Source organism: Dactylosporangium sp. NPDC051541 (genome assembly GCF_044454505.1).
Taxonomy (GTDB): Bacteria; Actinomycetota; Actinomycetes; order Mycobacteriales; family Micromonosporaceae; genus Dactylosporangium.
This window is the reverse complement of sequence record NZ_JBITDU010000002.1, coordinates 586,302-602,416: the sequence shown is the minus strand read 5'-3', so window position 1 is coordinate 602,416 and position 16,115 is coordinate 586,302. Positions and strand designations below refer to the sequence as shown.

The following is a 16,115-nucleotide window of genomic DNA, read 5'->3' as shown; positions in this document are numbered from 1 at the left end:
TCGGTTCTTGTACTAATCGGTGAGACGCCGGCGCAGGTAGTCCAGGGCGTGGGCGAGGAGCCGGGAGATGTGCATCTGGGACAGTCCGAGGCGCGCGGCGATCTCGGACTGGCTCAGGTTGCCGTAGAAGCGCAGCGCCACGATCTTCCGCTCCCGCTCCGGCAGGCCGGCCATCGCCGCGGGCAGGGAGACCCGCAGGTCGACCAGGCCGAAGGCGGGGTCGTCGGCGCCCACGACATCGGCGACCGTGGCGTCGTCCTCGTCGGCGCCGGTCGGCGCGTCGATCGACATCGGATGCTGGAGGTGCCCGGCCGCGAGGACCTCGATGATCTCCTCCTCGTCGACGCCGAGGTGCGCGGCGAGGTCCGGGATGGAGGCCGTGGGGCCGAGCTCCTCGCGGGCGTGGTTGAGCTGCAGCCGCAGCTCCTGCAGGCGGCGGGGGAGGCGCACGGCGCTGGTCCGGTCGCGGAAGTACCGCTTGAGCTCCCCGGTCACCGTCGGCGTGGCGTAGGCGCCGAATTCGAGGCCGCGGTCCGGGTCGAAGCCGTCGACGGCCTTGACCAGGCCGAGCGCGGCCACGCCCATGAGGTCGCCGAGCGGCTCGCCGGAGCCGGCGTAGCGGCGGGCCAGCTGTTTCGCCGCGGGCAGGCACATGGTGACGATGTCCTCGCGCAGGCGGGACCGGCGGGGGTCGGCGGGGTCGAGGGAGTACACCCGGCTGAGCAGTTCTGACACACCGACGGGCCAATGCCCGTGCCCGATGTGCAGCGTGCCCAGGTCGACCGGGGTCCGGGTGCGCTCGGCCGCGGGCCAGAACAGCTCGGCGTAGGCATCGAGCTCCTTGGCCGCGCCGGCGATCTCCAGCGCCGTGAGGGCGACGCCCTTGGCGTTGACCACCCGCAGCTGCCCGCCCGCCTGCTCGGCGCGTTGCCCCAGGTAGAGCAGCACCTTGATGGAGGCCGCGTCGATCAGCCGGACGCCGGCCGCATCGATGGCGATGTCGTGGCACCCGGTGTCGAAGCGCTCGTAGACGACCTGCCGCAGGTATGGGACGGACGCGTAGTCGAGCACGCCGTCCAGCTCGATGAGTGTTGCCTGAGCCCGTAAGGACAGCGCGACCGACAGATCCATGGCCTCGGTAGTTTCCTTGCGACAAATGTTCAAACAACGATCACGGTCCTGACCGCCGCTGTCGGCGGTCGCGGCCGGTTCGTTTCACGCTGGGGCGGCGGGGTAACGGCGCCGCCATGTCCGAACCGCAGCAGCAGCCACCCGGCACGCTTTCCCGCATGGCCGCGAAGCCCGATCACGGCGAGACCTCCTACCGCGGCAGCGGCCGCCTCAGCGGCAAGGTCGCCGTCATCACGGGCGGCGACAGCGGCATCGGCCGCGCGGTGGCGATCGCCTTCGCCCGCGAGGGCGCCGACGTGCTCATCTCCTACCTGAACGAGCACGAGGACGCCCGCGACACCGCCAAGTATGTCGAGGCCGAAGGCCGCAAGGCCGTCCTCGTCCCCGGCGACCTGGCCGACCTGGCCGCCTGCCAGGCGGTGGTCCGGACCGCGGTCGAGGACTTCGGCCGGATCGACATCCTGGTGAACAACGCCGCGTTCCAGATGACCCACGAGACCGTCGAGGAGATCACCGACGAGGAGTGGACCCGCACGTTCGACATCAACATCCACTCGATGTTCCGCCTGGTGAAGGCCGCCCTGCCGAACCTGCCGAAGGGCTCCGTGATCATCAACACGAGCTCGGTGAACTACGACATGCCCCGCCCGACGCTGCTGCCCTACGCCACCACGAAGGGCGCCGTTCGCCAACTTCACGGCCGGCCTGGCCCAGCTGCTCGGCGACCGCGGCATCCGGGTGAACGCCGTCGCACCGGGCCCGATCTGGACGCCGCTGATCCCGTCCACCATGCCGCCGGAGCAGGTCGAGGAGTTCGGGAAGAACACCCGCCTCGGCCGCCCCGGCCAGCCGGCCGAGGTAGCGCCCGCCTACGTCCTGCTGGCCTCGGACGAGGCGAGCTACATCTCCGGCGCGCTCGTCCCGGTGACCGGCGGCAAGCCGATCCTGTAGGCCCTACCGCTCAGGCGAATACTCCGGCCGTCAGGGCGCGCAGGACGACGGACAGTGGCAGGCCGGCGGCCCGGGCCACGTCGGCCGGGTCCGGGTGGCCGGTGGCACCTGGGCCGTCCGCCAACTCGCCGGCGAGGACGGCGAACCGCTGGCCCGGGTCGACGTCCAGGTTCCAGCGCGTCCAGACGCTGCCCGTGGTCCGGGTCAGCGCCACGTTCGCCAGCCAACCGGCCGCGCCGACCAGGCTCGCATCGCGCGCGGCGAGGTCGATCAGGCGCTCGACACCGGTCGCGAACATCGGCGGCTGCTCGAACGTCGGGTCCGGGCCGCCGGTCAGCCGGGCGAGCAGGTGCGCGTCGGGGCTGTGCGGCAGCAGCATCGTGAGGTTCCGGGCGATTTGGGCGAGCCGTCCGGTGTCGACGTCGCCGCGCAGCAGATAAGCGTAGGCCCCGGTCAGGCCGAGCATCGGGTCGGTGAACTTGGCGTCGAGCAGATCCTGCTCGTCGCGCGCGGTCAGCGCGACCCGGTTGGCCGCCAGCCCGTTGAGGGCGGCCTCCACGTGCTGATATGCGTACTCCTCGGCGGTGTTGAAACCCAGGCCCCGGACCATGCGGACCAAGGCCTGGTCGAGGCCGATCCCGTCTCGGTTCCAGGAAGCGAAGACCTGGGTCTGCCAGCCCTCCTCGACCAGTACCGCCTGACCCCGGCGGCCCAGGACCGGGTCGACGTGGGCCAGCACGTAGGTGCCCGCCGGCAGCCGCACGGAGAGCGCGGCGTACTGCTCGGGACGGTTGACTTCACCGTCGCCGTCGAGCCGGGCCAGCGGCCGGCCGGTTTCGTCCTGCACGACGACCGTCGGGGTGGCCAGTTCGGCCAGCGGGTCGATGACCCCGTTGCGGATGAAGAGGAACAGGCGGCCGGTTGACCCCGGCTCGTGGATGACGACGTGCTCCCGCCGGCTGGTCCGGTCGGCCGGCATCGTCTGCGTCTCATGGTGGGTCCGAACCGTCGGCAGCGGCGCCGGGGAGTCCAGCGCGGGCGTGAAGCCCGTGACGGAGACGTCGTCGGTCTCGCCGACCACGACCAGGCGCTCTTCCGTGGTTCCCGGCCCGCGCGCCTCGATCCGGTAGAGGCCCGGCGGCACCGCCACGTCGAGCCGGTGCGTCCCGCCGGCGACCTCTCGCAGGTGCGGGTCGAGCACCCGGAGGTAGGAGAACTCGTGGGGACCGGAGACGGAAAGGTTCGGCACGGCCGCGCACCTCCTCAGTGGAGCCGGATCTCGTCGGTGCTGTCAGGCAGGATGTCCGCGGTCGCCGTCGCGCCGCCCGGCAGCGCCTCGAACGTCAGCGGGCCCATCTCGAGCCGCACCTCGACCGGCGTGACGGTGGCCTCGATCGTCCGGATGATCCGGTACTCGTTGTCACGCACCCTGATGTGCGTGGTGCCGTCCGGTGCGATCAGCTTGACCGGCTGCCGCCGGGGCGAGATGCCGTCGGCGAGCACGAGTTCCCGGGGATCGCCGTGCGCGTCCACCGTCATCTGCTGGACTACGTTCTCGCGCCGAGCCAGGTCCTTGACCCGGCTGTGGACGTACTGCTTGAGCCGCCCGGTGGTCACGACGCCGCCCGTGACCCCGTCGTCGACGGCCGCGGCGCCTTCGAGCCCTTCCATGAGCGCGGTGGTGAACAGTCCCCGCCGAACCCCGTAGTGCAGTTGTTCCGTGGCGTATTCGGTGAACCCGGCGGCATACAGGATGATCTGGGTGAGGCCGGGCACCTCCCGCGCCGCGGGGTCATCGGTCCATTCCGGCCCACGGCCCAGGACGGTTTGGTCGTAGGCCCGGCAGCAGTCGAAGAAGTACACCTGCTCGGGAAAGATTTGTTTGCGCAGCCCCGTCTGGTATTCGGTGGCGTTCGCGGCCCGGTTGAGATTGCCCAGCGTCGCGTTGGCCATCAGCAGGGCGAGGTGCCGGACCTCGCGGGAGCAGCCGTGGCCGGCGAAGTACACGTACAGCCGGCGCGGCCGCGACCAGCCCCGAGCCATCGTGAGGATGCGGTCGAACGCCGCGTCGACCTCCGCCAGCGTCGGACACTCCGGCCCTGTGGCGCCGCTGCTGGTGACCAGCTCGATGTGGCCGGAGGGCAGCCCGGCCCGGGTGCGCAGCCAGCCGGCGAAGAGCCGGGCATCCGTGATCGCACCGGTGAGCGGGGCCAGGGACGGATAGTCGTTGATGCCGATGACGAGGGCGGCGTCCTGGCCGGCGTTCACAGCGCGCTCACCGCCCCGGCGAGTGCGGTGTACATGCGGGGAAGGTTCCAGTACTCGCCGTGCGCGACAGGAAACGGCGCGTTTGTCGGCATCGCCTCGTCGACCACCCGGTCGAAGACGGGCCCGGCCAGGAAGCTGAGCGCATCGTCCGGGTCATAGTAGTTGATCCAGCGGCCGATCCGTGCGGGCGTGGTGGCGGCCGCGGTCACGCCCATCTCGCCGAACAGGCCGACCTGGCTGCCGACAGTGGCCAGCAGCGCGACATCACGGCCGGCCCGGGCACAGTAGTCGAACAGGATCACGCCGCCGAGGCTGTGCCCGACCAGGACCAGCGGCCCGCCCGCATCGGCCGCGAGCACGGCCGCATCGATTTTGTCGAGAATCTCATCGCGCCGGTGGAACCAGGCGAAGACGTCACCGAGGAAGAGGCTGAGGCCGGGCATCACCCGAGACCGCAGCCCGTGCCGTAAGGCCAGCGTCAGGGCGCTGGCCCCGACCCGGGTGAAGATGCTCCGCTGCCCGCCGATGCTCGAGTCGAGCGCTTCCTCGATCGCGACGGCGGCCGCGTTCCAGGCGAAGCCGGCCGCGAGATCATCGGCTTCGGCTTCGGCCCGGTACGACGCGGCGAGCAGCGCACGACCGATGCTCGGCCGCAGGGTCGGCAGGTCGAGGTCGGCCCGGGTGGAGGCGGCCGCCGCGAACACCGCCGCGACCTGCTTCGCGGCCGTTTGCGGGTCGTCGCCCGCCAGCCGTTCGGCGACCTGCGGCAGCGCGGCCGCGAGGCGCGCATTGCGCTCCCGCACCGCGGGCGGGACCGGCCGGAACCCGCGCGGATACAGCTGGAAGTCGTCGTCTACGGCCCGCAGGTCGGCCAGTTCGGCGAGCGGCTCCTCGAGGAGGAGCAGCATCAGCGCCGTCGCGGGGTTGCCGTCGGCCGGCGGGCCGGCAGAGCGCCGGTCCGGCACCGTGAACCCGGGAATACTGACGCCGCTGTAGCTCGCCGCCCGGCCCAGATCCCCCCAGTAGCACCCGGACACGGCCGGTTTCCCGCCCGCCGCCGCGAACCCGTCCACGACTTTCGAGAGCAACTCCGTGTACTGGTCCGTTCGGACGGTGATCCCATGGACGAACACGACCGCCATACCAGTGGAATACCAGCACGTCCGGACCGGCGCATCGGTATTGCAGCGCGAACGGCATCCGTCGATCAGGTGGGCGAGCCGATCCGCAGGGCGGTGTGGTCCAGGGTCCGGGGGAGCGGGGCGTGCAGCGGGGCCTCGGTGTGGACCGGGCTGTAGCGGTGCAGGAGTTCCGCGATCAGGGTGCTGGTCGTCAGCATGACCACGTTGCGGCCGGGGCAGACGCCCGGGCCGGCGCTGAACGGGAACGTCGAGCAGTCGCGCCGGGCCCCGGCGGTCAGCCAGGCCTCGGGGGCGAAGTCGTCGGCGTGGACGCCGTCGCGGTGGAAGTACGAGCTGGGCAGGATGAGCTCGGTGCCGGCCGGGAGGGTGCCGCCGGGCCACTCGGTGTCGGCGGTGGTCTCGCGGAGCACGACCAGGGTGGTCGGCCACAGCCGGACCGTGTCCTGGACGCAGGCCCGGATGTACGGGTAGACGGGCGCCTCGTCGTGCGCGGCCATGGCCTGGCGGCCCGGGTCGGAGCCCAGCAGGGCCAGGGTGCGAAACGCGCTGATGCCGGCCGCGTCGAACGCGAACAGCCAGTGCGGGACCTGGCCGCCCGGGTCGACGCCGGCCGTCGCGGGGGTCGCGGCCATCGCGCCGGCCAGGCTGCCCGGCTCGGCCTTGGCCACGTAGGTGTCGACCCGGCGCTGGAAGCGGGCCCGGAGGTGCTCCTGCCGGGGGCGGAGGTAGGCCCAGTTCGCGGCGTTGCGCAGGCGGTTCAGTTCGCCGGTGAGGCGGTCGTCGTCGCGGGCCGCGGTGCCGAGCACGATCCGGCGGGCGATGCGGTTGAACATGGCCTCGAACGTCGTCCAGTCCAGGACCGGCGGGTCGAGCGTGGCCACCTCCTCGCGGATCGCGGCGGCGGCGGAGCCGGCGATGTGGTGGTGGAGCTCGGCGCCGGTGTCCAGGACGCGCTCGTTGTAGTCGCGGCGGGCCGCGCGGTCCGGGCCGCGCGACACCAGGACGCCGTTGGGCTGGAAGTGCCGTAGCGCGGCCACCTTCTCGGTCGTGGCCAGGGCGAACGGCTCCGGTGAGCCGGTCAGGACGCGCTCGGCGCCGGCCGCGCTCAGCACCAGCGCGATCGAGCGGCCCGGGACGGCCAGGCGCAGGGGGTCGTCGCCGTGGCGGGTGCGCAGGTCTCGCAGTACCCCCGCCGCCCGTCGATCCAGGTCCAGCCGCTGCGCCAGGCGGACCACGCGGTTGCGGCGGCGGATCACGCCCTGTGCGAGCATCGGGGCCAGGACGACGGCGGCGCAGCGGGCGGTGTCGAGCACAGTCAACCGGTTCGGCATACAGGAGCGGCTACCCGTGTCCCGGGGTGGGAAACGGCGGTGTTTGGCCGGTCGGGGCGGCGGGAACGGAGTCGGCATGAAGGGATCGACCGTTTCGAAGCTGGCGTACAAGCCGGTGGGGCTGCTGCTCGGCGCCGCGGCCGGCATGGCCGCCGGTGTCATCTTCAAACAGGTGTGGAAGGTCGCCGGGCACGACGACGACGCGCCTAACGCCACCGACCAGGACCGCGGGTGGGGCGAGATCCTGCTCGCGGCGGCGCTGCAGGGGGCGATCTTCGCCGTCGTGAAGGCGGCCGTCGACCGCAGCGGCGCCATCGGGGTGCGGCGCGCGACCGGCTACTGGCCCGGATAGACGCGCAGCTCCCACGAATGCCCCGGCCTCGCGCCGGGGCATTTTTGTGTCCGCAAGTTCTTGCGATCATGGCCTCAAGAATTGCACGGACCGGCCCCGGCAATTGCCAGGTGGAAATGGTGGCCGAACACGTGTCTGTGCAGGTCGTGGTGGTTGGGTCCGACAAAAACGTACGCCAATGGCGTGGCATTGCAGTCGAGTTTTTGCAAAGAACTCTGGACTTCTGTCGGTGGCGGTCGTACTGTCTGCGACACCGATACGAAACACAACACCCCGATCAACCGCTCAGCGCATCCCGTCCGCCCGAAGGGATTGATAGATGTCGATTTATAGGAGAGCGTTACGGCTCGCGCTCGCCGGAGCGCTCGGCGCCACCTGCGTCGCCGCCTGCAGCGACAGCAAGGACGGCGGCGACGCCGGCGGGGCGACGACCATCGTCGTGGACTGCCCGCCGCAGAAGACCGACAACGGCGGCAAGTCGCTGCAGCTGTGGAACGACGACGTGGCCGCGTTCGAAAAGGCACACCCCGGCGTCACCATCAAGACCGTCTCCGTCGGCAGCCAGTGCAACAACCCGCCCGACTTCACCGCCCGGCTGCAGGGCGGCACCCAGGCCGACCTGTTCTACGGGTACATGACCGACCTCGACCAGGTCCTCGACGCCGACGCGGCCGAGGACATCACCAAGTACATCACCGCCGACACGGTCCCCGGCTGGGACAAGCTGCTGCCCGCCATCAAGGACCCGTTCATCGACAACGGCAAGACCTACGGCCTCGGCTACGCCGGCTACGGCCTCGGCATCGTCATCAACAAGCAGCTGTTCAAGCAGGCCGGGCTCGACCCGGCGAAGCCGCCGGCGACGTGGCAGGAGGTCGCCGCGGCGGCCAAGAAGATCAGCGCCCTCGGCAACGGCATCGCCGGCTACCAGGAGTACAGCGCGGGCAACACCGGCGGCTGGCACTTCTCGGCCGCGCTGTACTCCCGCGGCGGCTCCGTCGTCAGCGCCGACGGCAAGAAGGCGGCGTTCAACACCGCCGAGGGCAAGGCCGTGCTGCAGAACCTCAAGACCATGCGGTTCACCGACAACAGCGTCGGCGAGAAGCAGCTGCTGCAGTGGGCCGACCTGCTCACCAACGCCGGCGCCGGCAAGGTCGGCATGTATGTCGGCGCCCCCGACACCATCAAGGCGATCGTCACCCAGTTCAAGGGCAAGTACGAGGACTGGGCGATCGGGCCGATGCCCGGCGACAACGGGCCGGCGAAGACGACGCTCGGCGGCGGCAGCGGCTACTTCTTCAAGAAGGGGCTCTCCGCGGCCCAGATCAAGGCCGGCCTGCAGTGGGTCACGTTCGAGAAGCTGACGCCCGGCCAGGGCGACTTCAACTACGTGGCGCAGAAGGGCATGGGCGTGCCCGTCGGCCTGCCCGAGCCGCTGATCTGGAAACCCGGCACCGACGTCCAGCGGCAGGACGACGAGCTGAAGAAGGCCAACAGCAACCTCAACCTGGACGACTACGCGCCCTACGCGAACAACCCGGTCACCATCAAGGCCGAGCCGGCCCGGGCCCAGGCCATCTACGCCGTGCTCGACGCCGCGATGTCGGCCGTGCTGACCCAGCCCGACGCGAACGTCGACGCGCTGCTGAGCACCGCCGAGCAGAAGGTCAACACGATCCTCGCCCAGGAGTCCTGAGTGGACGGCGCGGTCCGGCTGGACGATGCGGTGCGGCCGGCCCGCGCCCCGGCGACGACCCGGCCCTCATCGAAGACCCGCAGCCGGATCCAGAGCCACGTGACCGGCCACGCGTTCCTCATCGGGGCGGTCATCTGCTTCGCGGTCTTCTCGTGGTATCCGATGGTCCGGGAGTTCATCATGAGCTTCCAGCGCACCCGGCGCGGCGTCACCACGTGGGTCGGCTGGCAGAACTACGAGCGCCTGTGGCACGACCCGAGCTTCGCCGCGGCCTGGCGCAACACGGTCACGTTCACGGTCCTCGCGCTGCTCATCGGCTACGCGCTGCCGTTCCTGATCGCCGTGCTGCTCAACGAGCTGCGCCACGCCCAGGGCTACCTGCGGGCCCTGGTGTACCTGCCGGTGATGCTGCCGCCGGCCTCGGCCCTGCTGCTGTTCCGCTTCGCCTACGACCCCGGCGAGGGCGGCATCTTCAACTACCTGCTGCACGCGGCGCACCTGCCCACGTCGCAGTGGGTGCAGTCGACCACCATGACGCAGCCGTCCCTGGTCATCGCCTCGACCTGGATGAACGTCGGCAGCTCGATCCTGGTGTACCTCGCCGCCCTGCAGAACATCCCCGGGGAGCTCTACGAGGCGGCCGAACTCGACGGGGCCGGGCTGCTGCGCCGCCTGTGGCACGTGACCGTCCCGCAGACCCGGCTCATCCTGTCGCTGATGTTCCTGCTGCAGGTGGTGGCCACCATGCAGGTCTTCATCGAGCCGCTGATCCTGGCCGGCGGGGCCGGGGTCGAGGACTCGGCGACGTCGGTGGTCTACCTGATGTACCAGCACGCGTTCAAGCAGAACGACCTCAACGGCGCGGCCGCCCTCGGCGTCATGCTCATGGTCGTCCTGGCCGGCTTCTCGATCGCCTACGCGCGTTTGAGCCCGAAGCAGGATTAGGGGGTACTGCGAATGCGCACACTGATCTCGCCGGCCCGTCTGCGGCGCCCCGGTGCCCGCCGCACCTACTGGGTCGTCGTCGCGCTGGTCGTGGCCATGTTCACCGTCGTGTTCATCGGCCCGCTCTACTGGATGGTGACCGGTGCCCTGAAGTCCGGCGCCGAGGTCGCCCAGGTCCCGCCGACGCTGGTGCCGCGGGACCCGCAGCCGGCGAACTACGCGGAGGCGTGGACCGCGCTCAGCCTCGGCCGGCTCCTGCTCAACACGCTCTGGTACGCATTCGGCGCCCTCGCGTTCCAGCTGGTCCTCGACGTCGCGGCCGCCTACGCGTTCTCGAAGCTGCGCCCGGTCCTCGGCAACGTGCTGCTCGCCATGATGCTGGCGACGCTGATGATCCCGTCGACGGTGCTGGTGATCCCGCAGTACGTCACCGTCATCGACCTGCCCCTCGTGCACTGGAACATGCTCGACTCGCCGTGGGCGATCTGGCTGCCCGCGGTCACCAACGCCTTCAACATCTTCCTGCTGAAGCGCTTCTTCGACTCGATACCGGCCGACCTGATGGCCGCGGCCGCGATTGACGGCGCCGGTCCGCTGCGCTCGCTGTGGTCGATCGTGCTGCCGATCTCCCGGCCCATCCTGGGGGTCGTCGCCATCTTCTCGCTGACGGCCATCTGGAAGGACTTCCTGTGGCCGCTGCTGGTGGAGCCGTCGCCGGACAACCGGACCGTCAACGTCGGCATCTACGCCTTCTCGCAGGGCCTCACCCAGAACGTCGTCATCGCCGGCGCGGTCATCGCCGCCGTCCCGACCGTCGTGTTCTTCCTGATCTTTCAGAAGAACATCATGTCCGGCCTCACCACCGGCAGCCTGAAAGGCTGATTCGCCCCATGACACGTCTCCTGCCGCGTTTCGCGTTCGCGGCAGCGCTGGTCGCTGCCGCCGTCGCCTACCCCGCTTCGCCCGCCGGGGCCGCCGTCGCCCCGCCCGGCGCCGACACCCCGTTCACCACGTACGAGGCCGAGAACGCCCTCACGAACGGCACCCGCGTGGGCCCGAGCTACGCCTTCACCACGCTCGCCGCGGAGGCGTCGGGCCGCCGCGCGGTCACGCTCCGCGCCGGCCAGTGGGTCGAGTTCGGCCTGACCGTCCGCGCCGACGCGATCAACGTCCGCTACTCGGTCCCCGACGGCAGCCCGGACGCGAAGCTGCGCGTGTCGACGGGCGTGGACCTGTCGCTGACCGCCCGCTACTCCCACGTGTACGGCAACTTCCCCTACACGAACAACCCGGCCGACGGGGGCGAGCACCACTACTTCGACGACGCGCACGCCCTGCTCGGCCGCGCGGTGTCGGCCGGCTCCCGGGTCCGGCTGACGGCCACGGCTGCGATCACCATCGACCTGGCCGACTTCGAGCTCGCCGGTCCGCCGGTCGCCCGCCCCGCCGGATTCCTCAGCGCCGCCGACTTCGGGGCCGATCCGTCCGGGGCGGCCGACTCCGGTGCGGCGCTCCAGGCCGCCATCGACGCCGGGAAGGCGCAGGGGAAGGGGGTGTGGCTGCCGGCTGGGAACTATCTGGTGCCGCGGCACCTGACCGTCTCGGGCGTCACCGTGCGCGGGGCCGGGACCTGGCACACCGTGCTGCGCGGGGCCGGGGTCGGGGTGTACGGGGCCGGTACGGAAGCGGTGCACCTCGCGGGCTTCGCCATCGCCGGGGACACCGTCGTGCGCGACGACTCCACCTCGGACAGCGGGCTCGGCGGGGTCATGGGTGGCGGGTCCACGGTGGACAACGTGTGGATCGAGCACACGAAGGTCGGCATGTGGTTCGACGGGCCCAGTGATGGGTTGACCGTCAGCCACGCCCGGATCCAGGACACGATGGCCGACGGGGTCAACCTGCACAACGGCGTCGCGCACACCGTCATCCGGGACACGTACGTGCGCAACACCGGCGACGACGGCCTGGCCATGTGGTCGGACGCCAACGCCGACCACGACAACCAGTTCGTCCACGACACGGTGATCGCGCCGCTGCTCGCGAACGGGTTCGCCATCTACGGCGGGCACGACAACGCGGTCACCGACAGCGTCGCCGCCGACACCGTCACGCAGGGCGGCGGCATCCACGTCGGGAACCGGTTCGGGGCCGTGCCGCTCGCCGGCACGACGACGATCGCCCGCAACGTGCTGCTGCGGGCCGGGAACCTGGTGCCGAACCCGCCGGAGGAGATCGCGGCGCTGTGGTTCTACGCCGCGGACGCGCCCATGACCGGCGCGATCGACGTGCACGACGTGTCGATCGTGGACAGCCCGTTCGCGGCGGTGCAGTTCTTCGGGCAGCGCATCGACAACGTGCGCCTGGACCGGGTCGCGATCATCCGGGCCGGGACGTTCGCGCTGCAGCTGCAGTCCCCGGGCAAGGCGTCCCTGTCCTGGGTGGTGGCCGCCGGTCTGGGCGCTGCCGGCCGGTACGACTGCGGCAGCGGCTTCGTGCTCGACCGCGGCCCCGGCAACCTCGGCTGGTCAACGTCACGATGCGGGTTCCCACCGGCCGGCGCGCTGCGGCTGAGCACCGACAGCGTTGATTTCGGCAATCAAGCACTGCACAACGCAAAATCAACCACGTTGACGATAATCAACCCCGGTCCGTCACCGATCAACATCCGCGCGCTGCGGGCGCCGGCCGGCTACACGGCGACAACCCCGTGCACGACCATCCCCGTCGGCGGGACCTGCACCGTGACGGTTACATTCACGCCGGATCACGCGGGCGTGTACGCCGACCGCCTGATGCTGGACACCACGTCCCCGGCCGGCCCGTACGTCGTCGCACTCCGCGGGGTCGGCTTCGACCCGGACGGCAATCTGGCGCTGGGCCAGCAGATCACGTCGAGCTCGCAGGCCCTGTCCTGGCTGGGCCCGGCCAACCTGGTGGACGGCGACCCCGGCACGTACTTCGAGTCGGCCAACAACGCCTTCCCGCAGACGGTGACCCTGGACCTGGGCGACATCCGGACCGTGGATCGCATCGTCGTCAAGCTCCCCTCGAACTGGGGCACCCGCACGGAGCGGATCGCCGTCGCATCGGGCACCACCCCGCTGCCCAACGCCGGGAGCACCCCGCTCGTGCCCGCGGCCGACTACACGCTCAATCCCGACACCGGCAACGCGGTCCAGATCACGTTCCCGTCGACCACACTGCGGACCCTCACGCTCACGTTCACCGCCAACGACGGCTGGCCCGCCGCGCAGCTGTCCGAGCTCGAGGTCTACGCGCATTAACCGCCGCATCCCCCGCACGTTCGTCCTGTGTAAGGAGGACACCCCATGCAACGAACATTGTTCGCCGGTCCCCGCCGGCGGTTGATCGCCTCGGCGGCCGCCACCGCCGCGGTCATCGCGGGCGCCGCCATCGCCCTCGTCACCGCCGGACCGGCCGACGCCGCCACCGCCACCTACCAGGCCGAGTCCGCCACCCTGTCCGGCGGCGCGGCCGTCGCCACCGACCACGGCGGCTACACCGGCAGCGGGTTCGTCGCCGGATACACCGACGGCAACAAAGGCAACGCCGCGACCACGTTCAGCGTGCCGGCCGGCAACCAGCTGGCCCTGCGCTACGCCAACGGCACCGGTTCGGCGAAGACCCTGTCCCTCTACGTCAACGGCGCGAAACTGCGCCAGATCACCCTCCCCGCGACCGCGAACTGGGACACGTGGAGCACATCGACCGAAGCGGTGAACCTGACGGCCGCGACGAACGCGGTCGCCTACAGGTTCGACAGCACCGACTCCGGCAACGTCAACGTCGACAGCCTGACCGTGTCGGCGGCGGCGGTCAGCGGCCTCGAGGCCGAGAACGCGACCCTGTCCGGCGGCGCGATCGTGGCCACGGACCACGGCGGCTACACGGGCACCGGTTTCGTCGGCGGCTACACCGACGGCAACAAGGGCAACGCCGCGACGACGTTCACGGTCCCGGCGACGAGTTCGCTGACGCTGCGCTACGCCAACGGCACCGGCGCGGCGATGACCCTGTCCCTCTACGTCAACGGCACGAAACTGCGCCAGATCACCCTTCCGGCGACGGCGAACTGGGACACGTGGGGCACGGCGACGGAGGCGGTGAACCTGACGGCCGCGTCGAACGCGGTCGCCTACAGGTTCGACGGCACCGACTCCGGCAACGTCAACCTCGACAATGTGACCGCCGGCCCGGCCGCCAGCCCCAGCGCGTCGACGTCGCCGACCCCGTCGACGTCGCCGTCGGGCGGGACCGGCGGGACCGGATCGGGGTACGAGGCCGAGACCGGCTTCTTCTCCGGCGGCCCGCGGGTCGCGACGACCGTCAGCGGCTACACCGGGTCGGGCTACCTGACCGGGTTCACGGCCGTCGGCGCGCGGGTCATCGTCGCGGTCAACGCGCCGGCGGCCGGGTCGCGGCCGGTGTCGGTGCGGTTCAGCAACACGTCGGGAGCCGCGCGGCCGCTCACGCAGTACATCAACGGGATCAAGGCCGGCCTGGTCAACCTGCCGGCCGCGGCGACGTGGACGACCGCGACGCAGACCGTGACACTGCGCGCCGGCGTCAACCTCATCGGCTGGCAGGTCGACACTTCCGGCAACGTCGACGGCATCAACATTGATTCGGTCAACGTTGACGGTAATCAACCCCTGGCGGCTCGAGGTGCGACGCTGCCGTACACCGAGTTTCGCGCCGCCGATGCGACCACCAACGGGACCAGGCTCGCGACCAGCCGGACCTACCTGTCCCTGGGCAGCGAGGCGACCGGGCGCTCGGCCGTCCAGCTCACCGGCACCGGGCAGTACGTGCAGTTCACGCTGACCAAGCCGGCCAACGCGCTCACGATCCGCTACTCGATCCCGGACAGCGCCGACGGGGCCGGGGCCGCCGCGCCGATCTCGCTGTACGCCAACGGCACGCACGTCAAGGACATCACGCTCACCTCGAAGTACTCGTGGGTATACGGCGCCTACCCGTACACGAACGTGCCGTCGCAGGGCTCGGCGCATCACTTCTTCGACGAGGTCCGCTCGACGATCGGGGACTTCCCGGCCGGTACCGTCCTGAAGCTGCAGAAGGACGCGTCGGACACGGCGAGCTCCTACACGATCGACGTGGTCGACGCCGAGCAGATCGCGGCCGCGTACACCGTGCCGGCCGGCTTCGTGTCGATCACGTCGTATGGCGCGACGGCGAATGACAGTACCGATGACACCATTGCTTTGAACAATGCTGTCTCAGCCGCCCGCTCAGCGGGGCAGGGGGTTTGGATCCCGGCCGGGACGTTCGACATCACGAGCCGGGTCAACCTGGCCGGGGTGGCGGTTCGCGGCGCCGGGCAGTGGTACAGCACCGTGCGGGGCCGCAACGGCAAGGGCGGCTTCTTCGCGACCGGCTCCGGGGTCACGATCGCCGACCTGACGATGTCCGGTGACGTCACCTACCGCGACGACACGAACTTCGACACGGGCATCGAGGGCAACTTCGGCACCGGCTCCCTGCTGTTCGACGTGCGCGTCGAGCACACGAAGACCGGTCTGTGGGTTGGCGCCGGCACCGACGGCCTCTACGCCGCCGCACTGCGCATCGCCGGCACCATCGCCGACGGCGTCAACTACAACGCCTACAACGGCACGGTCCAGAACGTCCGGCTCGACCAGTCGGCGATCCGCAACACCGGCGACGACGCCCTGGCGATGTTCTCGCAGACGCACACGGTGTCGAACTCGGCGTACACGTTCAACACGGTGCAGTCGCCGCTGCTGGCCAACGGGGTCGGCATCTACGGCGGCAGCGGGAACGTCGTGGCCGACAACCTGATCGCCGACACCGTCACCGGTGCGGCCGGTGTCGCGGTCAGCAGCCGGTTCGGCATCCCGTTCAGCGGCCCGACCACCGTCACCCGCAATACGCTGACCCGCACCGGCGGCCGCGAGCCGAACTGGAACTCGAACCTCGGCGCGCTGTGGATCTACGCCAACCAGTCCGACATCACCACCCCGGTCACCGTCTCCAATCTGTCCATCGTGGACAGCACGTATCAGGCGGTGCTGCTCAGCGACGGCCACCGGATCGGCAACCTGTTGCTGGACCACGTCGCCATCAGCGGCGCCGGCACCTGGGGCATCGACTTGCTCAACGTCACCGGGGCCATGACCGCGAACTACGTCACCGTCACCGGGGCCGCGTCGGGCGGGCTCAACAACCCCGGCGCGTTCGTCATCACCCGGGGCCCCGGCAACACCGGCTGGTAAGCACAACCTACGAAAAGG

General features: G+C 70.6%; 11 protein-coding genes and 1 pseudogene. 7 read left to right on the top strand and 5 right to left on the bottom strand.

Annotated elements, in window-relative coordinates; genetic code table 11:
* Nucleotides 1–12 precede the first annotated feature (12 nt).
* The gene (locus ACIA8L_RS10860; RefSeq protein ID WP_395902843.1) at nucleotides 13–1,131 is read right to left on the bottom strand and encodes a sigma-70 family RNA polymerase sigma factor; all 1,119 of its coding nucleotides are present in this window, start codon (nucleotides 1,129–1,131) and stop codon (nucleotides 13–15) included.
* Between the two features lie 116 nt (nucleotides 1,132–1,247).
* Between ACIA8L_RS10860 and ACIA8L_RS10855 the strand changes: the two are divergent.
* Nucleotides 1,248–2,082: pseudogene (locus ACIA8L_RS10855) on the top strand (glucose 1-dehydrogenase).
* Between the two features lie 10 nt (nucleotides 2,083–2,092).
* On the opposite strand, the gene ACIA8L_RS10850 reads toward ACIA8L_RS10855, so the two are convergent.
* From ACIA8L_RS10850 to ACIA8L_RS10835, 4 genes are all read right to left on the bottom strand, one after another.
* Nucleotides 2,093–3,331, bottom strand: a complete 1,239-nt coding sequence (locus ACIA8L_RS10850) for a hypothetical protein (protein ID WP_395902842.1) — start codon at nucleotides 3,329–3,331, stop codon at nucleotides 2,093–2,095.
* A 14-nt stretch (nucleotides 3,332–3,345) separates the two neighbouring features.
* Nucleotides 3,346–4,350 carry a caspase domain-containing protein gene (locus ACIA8L_RS10845; protein WP_395902840.1) on the bottom strand — a complete coding sequence of 335 codons (1,005 nt, stop codon included), beginning with the start codon at nucleotides 4,348–4,350 and terminating at the stop codon, nucleotides 3,346–3,348.
* Nucleotides 4,347–5,492 (bottom strand): hypothetical protein, encoded by a 1,146-nt coding sequence (locus ACIA8L_RS10840; protein ID WP_395902837.1) that lies wholly within the window; start codon nucleotides 5,490–5,492, stop codon nucleotides 4,347–4,349. Before ACIA8L_RS10840 ends, ACIA8L_RS10845 begins: the two co-directional genes overlap by 4 nt.
* A 65-nt stretch (nucleotides 5,493–5,557) precedes the next feature.
* Nucleotides 5,558–6,805, bottom strand: a complete 1,248-nt coding sequence (locus tag ACIA8L_RS10835) for a cytochrome P450 (RefSeq protein ID WP_395904184.1) — start codon at nucleotides 6,803–6,805, stop codon at nucleotides 5,558–5,560.
* 94 nt (nucleotides 6,806–6,899) lie between these two features.
* On the opposite strand from ACIA8L_RS10835, the gene ACIA8L_RS10830 reads away from it, so the two are divergent.
* The 6 genes from ACIA8L_RS10830 to ACIA8L_RS10805 all read left to right on the top strand — a co-directional run bounded on the left by ACIA8L_RS10830 (nucleotide 6,900) and on the right by ACIA8L_RS10805 (nucleotide 16,097).
* A complete protein-coding gene (locus ACIA8L_RS10830) occupies nucleotides 6,900–7,175 on the top strand; it encodes a DUF4235 domain-containing protein (protein ID WP_395902836.1) in 276 nt (91 codons plus the stop codon).
* Nucleotides 7,176–7,494: 319 nt separating this feature from the next.
* The gene (locus ACIA8L_RS10825) at nucleotides 7,495–8,871 is read left to right on the top strand and encodes an ABC transporter substrate-binding protein (protein ID WP_395902833.1); all 1,377 of its coding nucleotides are present in this window, start codon (nucleotides 7,495–7,497) and stop codon (nucleotides 8,869–8,871) included.
* Entirely contained in the window at nucleotides 8,872–9,816 is a 945-nt protein-coding gene (locus ACIA8L_RS10820; RefSeq protein WP_395902831.1) for a carbohydrate ABC transporter permease, read from the top strand. It begins immediately after the preceding gene.
* Nucleotides 9,817–9,828: 12 nt separating this feature from the next.
* A complete protein-coding gene (locus tag ACIA8L_RS10815) occupies nucleotides 9,829–10,698 on the top strand; it encodes a carbohydrate ABC transporter permease (RefSeq protein WP_395902829.1) in 870 nt (289 codons plus the stop codon).
* 8 nt (nucleotides 10,699–10,706) lie between these two features.
* Nucleotides 10,707–13,103 carry a glycosyl hydrolase family 28-related protein gene (locus tag ACIA8L_RS10810; RefSeq protein WP_395902827.1) on the top strand — a complete coding sequence of 799 codons (2,397 nt, stop codon included), beginning with the start codon at nucleotides 10,707–10,709 and terminating at the stop codon, nucleotides 13,101–13,103.
* 45 nt (nucleotides 13,104–13,148) lie between these two features.
* On the top strand, nucleotides 13,149–16,097 hold the full coding sequence (locus tag ACIA8L_RS10805) for a CBM35 domain-containing protein (protein WP_395902825.1): 2,949 nt from the start codon (nucleotides 13,149–13,151) through the stop codon (nucleotides 16,095–16,097).
* Nucleotides 16,098–16,115: the final 18 nt, after the last annotated feature.